This is a genomic window from Pseudundibacterium arcticum, from assembly GCF_042646465.1.
Taxonomy (GTDB): domain Bacteria; phylum Pseudomonadota; class Gammaproteobacteria; order Burkholderiales; family Burkholderiaceae_D; genus Undibacterium_A; species Undibacterium_A arcticum.
Window position 1 is genome coordinate 1 of record NZ_JBHRTP010000060.1, and the last position, 4,944, is coordinate 4,944.

Annotated in this window: 7 protein-coding genes; 1 reads left to right on the forward strand and 6 read right to left on the reverse strand. The window is 58.1% G+C overall.

The features are described from left to right. The 3 genes from ACFOFO_RS18520 to ACFOFO_RS18530 form a co-directional block, all read right to left on the reverse strand. Positions 1-809, reverse strand: an 809-nt coding sequence (locus tag ACFOFO_RS18520) for a hypothetical protein (RefSeq protein WP_390332348.1), incomplete at its 3' end; no start/stop codon positions are given. Beyond that, positions 799-1,758: a LysM peptidoglycan-binding domain-containing protein gene (locus ACFOFO_RS18525; RefSeq protein WP_390323674.1), complete on the reverse strand. Its 960-nt coding sequence runs from the start codon at positions 1,756-1,758 to the stop codon at positions 799-801. The genes ACFOFO_RS18520 and ACFOFO_RS18525, both read right to left, overlap by 11 nt. Further along, on the reverse strand, positions 1,755-3,536 hold the full coding sequence (locus ACFOFO_RS18530) for a phage tail tape measure protein (protein ID WP_390332349.1): 1,782 nt from the start codon (positions 3,534-3,536) through the stop codon (positions 1,755-1,757). Before ACFOFO_RS18530 ends, ACFOFO_RS18525 begins: the two co-directional genes overlap by 4 nt. 33 nt (positions 3,537-3,569) lie before the next feature. On the opposite strand from ACFOFO_RS18530, the gene ACFOFO_RS18535 reads away from it, so the two are divergent. Continuing rightward, positions 3,570-3,788 carry a hypothetical protein gene (locus ACFOFO_RS18535; RefSeq protein ID WP_390332351.1) on the forward strand — a complete coding sequence of 73 codons (219 nt, stop codon included), beginning with the start codon at positions 3,570-3,572 and terminating at the stop codon, positions 3,786-3,788. Here the strand turns inward: ACFOFO_RS18535 and ACFOFO_RS18540 are convergent. From ACFOFO_RS18540 to ACFOFO_RS18550, 3 genes are read right to left on the reverse strand one after another with little or no spacing between them, the layout of a single operon-like run. Then, positions 3,780-4,256 carry a hypothetical protein gene (locus tag ACFOFO_RS18540; protein WP_390323667.1) on the reverse strand — a complete coding sequence of 159 codons (477 nt, stop codon included), beginning with the start codon at positions 4,254-4,256 and terminating at the stop codon, positions 3,780-3,782. The two genes, ACFOFO_RS18535 and ACFOFO_RS18540, sit on opposite strands and share 9 nt — an antisense overlap. Next, entirely contained in the window at positions 4,253-4,375 is a 123-nt protein-coding gene (locus ACFOFO_RS18545) for a hypothetical protein (RefSeq protein WP_390323666.1), read from the reverse strand. Before ACFOFO_RS18545 ends, ACFOFO_RS18540 begins: the two co-directional genes overlap by 4 nt. A gap of 47 nt (positions 4,376-4,422) precedes the next feature. Beyond that, positions 4,423-4,791, reverse strand: coding sequence for a hypothetical protein (locus ACFOFO_RS18550; protein WP_390323664.1), 369 nt, complete (start codon positions 4,789-4,791; stop codon positions 4,423-4,425). Positions 4,792-4,944 lie beyond the last annotated feature (153 nt).

Consider the following 4,944-nt stretch of genomic DNA (forward strand, 5'->3'; position numbering starts at 1 on the left):
TTGATGTTCGCGGCCTTGGCCGGGTAGATGACTTTGATCGCCTGCCCGGTTTTCGGGCTGACCGACATGACAGTGACGACCACGCCGCGCGCGAAATTTAACGCCCGGCTGAAACTGATCGATTGCCCGTTGAACCCGAAAGCCCCGTTCTGATCGGTCGGCGGCTCCCATTTCAGTAGATAGGGATTAGCGCTCGGCTGTGCGACTGGCTCGAAATGCAATTCCTTGCGCTTCACGTACACTGAGAATTCTTCCTCGCCGGCCAATGCGGTCAGCAAGTCCCACTCGCTGCGCTGCTGGTTCACGCGCACCTGGTCGATCTGGTAATACTTGCCGGACCGTTTCGACGTTGCTGTTACATACGTTGTTGTCAAACCGTGCCGCTGCGCAATCTGCGTCGCGATCTGGCTCGATGTCAAATTCTGGAACGTCTCGCTGGTCTTAGCGTCGATCAGCATCGCCGTCAGGTCGCGTCCCGATACTTGCAAGGTGCGCGCTACCGGGTCAAACGTCACATCATCGACGCGTCCATAAGTCAGGCTTTGCAGCTCAGTCGCGCTGTAATTCTCGGCATCTGCCGGGAAGCCGGCGAATATCTCGATGAATATTTCCTGCTGGCTGGCCCACCATGCATCGCCGCAGGCCGCCGGCAGTGCCGACAGCGCAAAGGTCACGCGGAAGGTGTCGGCTTCGTAGTAGGTGTTGTTGTCAACTTCCCACTTGATCCAACCGTCAAGTCGTGTGTCATTGACCTTGACGACGCCCCGCGGCTGGCGGGCGATGGATTGGACAGTCGGATTAAGCGCCATACACGCCCCCACTGCCGTCTGGTGTCGGCGGGATGATGATTGTCTGAACTCCGACTAGGGCTGGATCTTTCAGCTTGTTGGCACGCGCGATCGTCGGCCACGCAGTTGGATCGCCATAGGCCTTTGATGCCAAGTCGAACAGGTTGCCGCCGGCGCTGGTTACCGACTTGCCGGATGTCGAGATGGCGCCCAGATTCGCGCCGATGCGCCCGGTCGATGCTTGCAGGTTGAGCAGCAGCGGCAATTGCGTGTAACCGGCGATCTGCGCATTCAGTTTCGATGCCGTCGTGGCAATCGGTGTGTTTGGCAGTACGCCGCCGACTGTGGCGATATTGGCGATGGTATTGCCGGTCGACGCAATCAAGGTCGTGACGCGCGCCTGCACCGCGAGAACTGGTCCCAGCACGCTATTGATCGTGCTTTGCGCGGCATTGGCGAACGACGACACCGCGCTGATCGCGGTATTGAGCGTGCCGAGCGCGGCCGTCAATGGGCCGTCGCCGATCAAGCCGCCCAAACTGTTCGATGTCGTCATATCATCGTTGATCGCGCTGTCGACCGATGCCGGCGGCGATGCGGTGACCGGTAGCGTCAAGTCCTCGACCACCATGCAGCTGATCGAATACGGGATTTCATAGGCTCGCCGGTAGTCCATCAACGCCGTTTTGACCACGACGCTATAGGCGTACTCGCCCCACGACAGAATGAGCGGCTTGCCAGCGATCCGCAGGTAATTCAGATAGCGCGCACGATCATTCGCATCGGCGCCGATAAACTGCCCAGACCACTCGAGCGGCTTGTCCTGCCGTCCCATGGCATCCACGATTCGCTTGCCGCCGACCAGTTCATGCACGGCCAGCGCCTGATCGCCGCCAAACTGGATGTGCTCCGGGACTTCGAACCGCGAAAAATTCAGATCGCCCAGGCTAAGGTAGGTATCTGGCCTCATCGAATGTTCATTCCTGGCGAGAGTGGCGTCAGGCCAAAGTCAAAGCGGCCGGTGCCAAGTTGCGGCTTAGATGCTGCTTTCGACTGGTGCTGAGTGACGATAGTTGCCACTTTGAACCCGTCCATATTTACCTGTGTATGCACTTGGATTGGCTTATTGTTTGCGCCTGGCTTCACGAACCCGCCCTCGCCCGCGGCAATCCTTGCCGCTGCGCCAGCCGTCAACTTAACGCCGCCGTCTGTCTTGACTGCATTAACCTCATCTTGCGAAATCTTGCGGAAGGCATAGCATGCGGCCGCAATCGTACCAATCGCGAGAACAGCGATTCCTATCGGGCTGACGATCAAGCCTGCAGCGATACCGAGCCCGGAAACCATGCCAGACAGACCGCCGACCGCGCCCATTGCCAGCGACAAGCCAAGTCCACGGAGCGCCGCGCCGAGCAATAGAATCGAGCCGCGAATCATCAGGCCGCCGGCCAGCACGATAAATGCGCCCGACAGTAGCTTGACCAAAGTGTGATGCCGCTCGATCCATCCCGCCATGATCTTCACCAGCGGAATCAGTTTTTCCAGCGCGCTGATCGCCAGTGGCAAGATCGTGTTGCCAAGCTGCAGCATCAAGGTATTGAATTTGGCATGCAGGTCGATTTGCTTGCCTGCCAGTGTTCCGCCGGCACGCGCGCTCAATTGGTCGATGTTCTCGGCATTCATATTTGCTGCCGACTGTGTTTTGATGGTGGCGCGCTGCTGATAAATCCGGGACAGCAAGCTGGAGCCGGTACGGTTGCCAACGATCATCCCGATTTCGCGGATGATGCCTTCATCCCCGGTAATCCCCTTGGCCGCAAACGCTGGCAGCAGCACCTTCTCCAGCAATGCAAGCTCGCCCTCTTTTTCAAGAATGTTGGAGCCCATGAACGATCCTGGCAGCGCCTTCTTAAGTTCGCCCATCTTGTTGAACTCGACCATGTCTTTATTGAGCAAACCGAGCCGGTAAAGCTCGGCCTGAGCCGTCTTTGTGCCGCGCGCCTGCACCAGATTCTGGTAAATAGACATGGCACCGGTGCCGTAACGCTGACCGCCGAATTCTTGAATCAAGGGCTCCGCGCCGAGGTAGAAGTCTTTGTTTGATCGCTGCGACAGGCCTACGCCGCCAGTTTTCAAAGCCTGCAGCAATTGGGTGGCATCGACCCGGTTGCGGCTTCCAGAAATAACTTGCTGCACAAAATTAGCCTGCGTCGCAAACTCCTTCTCGCTGGACAGGCCGCCCCGGAATTCGATCACCTTGAGCATGTCCATGAACTTCGTGGAGTGCTCGCCGCCCTTCTGGCCGAACACGGCTTCATTGGCAAATTTCATCTTTGCCATGATCGGCGCGGCGAATTCTGCATGCTCCAGGTTCTTGAACACGGCCATGGCATCGGAAAGTAGCGTCAGATTGTCGCGCGCGCTGGTACCGACCGTGTTCATGCCGGTGGCAAACTTCACCGCTTGGCCGGTCACGGCATCGCCGAAGCCAAGGGAAGCGAATTTTGCGGTTTCCGTTTGAAACTTCTTTGCCTCTTCGAGCGGAGCCTTGAATAGTGCTAACATGCCAACACCCGCGCCGAGCATGATGCCGCCCTTCAGCGCGTCATTCTTAATGCTGTTGATGCGCTTTTGCAGCAAGGTCGCCTGCGCCTCAGTCTTTGCGAAATCTCCAGCCAGCAGCATCAAGCCCTTGCTAACATGGTTCGTCAGCGATAGAGTGATTCCGATCTTGTAGGCGTCAAACATGGGTATCCCGAAAATATGAAGCTGTCACATCAAATGCAAGAATGGCTTGCCGACCGGGTTTCATGGGTGCAGTACCCTAATATCCGGCCGGCAGATCAATCGACCCGCCAGGCGGCGCAAACCGGCCTGCGCTTCGTTCATCCGATGCCGATCGGTAAGCGTCTCGATCTGTTTCTGGCCTCGTTTGGCCTGCTGGTCATTGGCCTGATCGCCGCGACGCTGGTCGGCATATTCATCTACTGCCTACTCTAGGGCGGTCAGCGTCGAGCCTGCGCCGTACAGCAGCCCTTCAGCGGCGGCTTGCCCCAGCGTTTTCAATATCAATTCTTTGTTGCGGATCGCCGCGGGCCCCAGCACCGCGCGCGGCGGGATGTGTTCGGTGCCAAGCTCCTGATACACCATGATGTCGCTGTCCGAGCCGACCACCGCGTCCAGACCGTGAATTTGATGGCTGATCGAGGCGCGGAGCTTGCCATTGCGCAGTAACGGATCATTTTCAGTGAATCCCTGCGCCAGCCGGTCGGCCTTGGTGCCGTCGGCCAGTTCCACCCATCCGGCAAACGGGCCGACCTCGCCCTGGTACTCGCCGATTTCCTGTTTCGCGGTCTTCTCGATGGCAACTGCGCACTTCTTCAAGCCGTGATGCAGTGCCAGCGTTTCAGCGGCGGCCATCGTAGCCAGATGCGCGACCATTTCCCCCAGATGCGCAAACTCTCTCATTTCTGATCCTCGTATTGCATCGTGTTGAAATTGAATTTCGCGCCTTCCATCTCGGAAAAGATGATGCACCAGCCCGTTCGCGTGATGTCATCCAGCCCGAACGCGACGTCGAACGGCACGCCATTCTTGACGAGCCATAAGCATTCACGGATCGGGCCGGTCCGGACTACTTTTTTAGTTCGGCTTTGTCCTGTTCGGGATCGCTCTTGCCGAAAGTTTCCTGCACATGGTGCATGACCGCCTCGATGCCGGCCTCGTCCAGCTGCTGGATCAGTGCCTCGACCTGTAGCTTGCTTTTTGGCTGATGCACAGCCAGGTCATCGATCGCGGTCACGTAGATCAGCGGCAGCACCATGCTCATGTAGGTGACGTTCTGCGCGCTGTCGCCCAGTGCCTCGATCAGACGGTATTGCGCCAAGACGCCCGGCTTCTTGATCTTGATCGTGCGGCCAAGGGCGTCGACCATGGTCGATTCTTCGCTGGCCTTGGCAAGGATCTCCTGCGTCGGCTTCAGGGTTACGGTTGGTTCACTCATCAGAGTTATTCCTTAAAACGACGCGCCGAAATCGATCCGGCGCGTCATCGGGTTAAATTACGAGACTTTGACGCGGCGCGCGGCCACGAAGCGCATTTTCTGGTGCACCGAGTCGTCACCCTTGTAGTTGCCGGCGTCTTCGAGCGTCAGTAG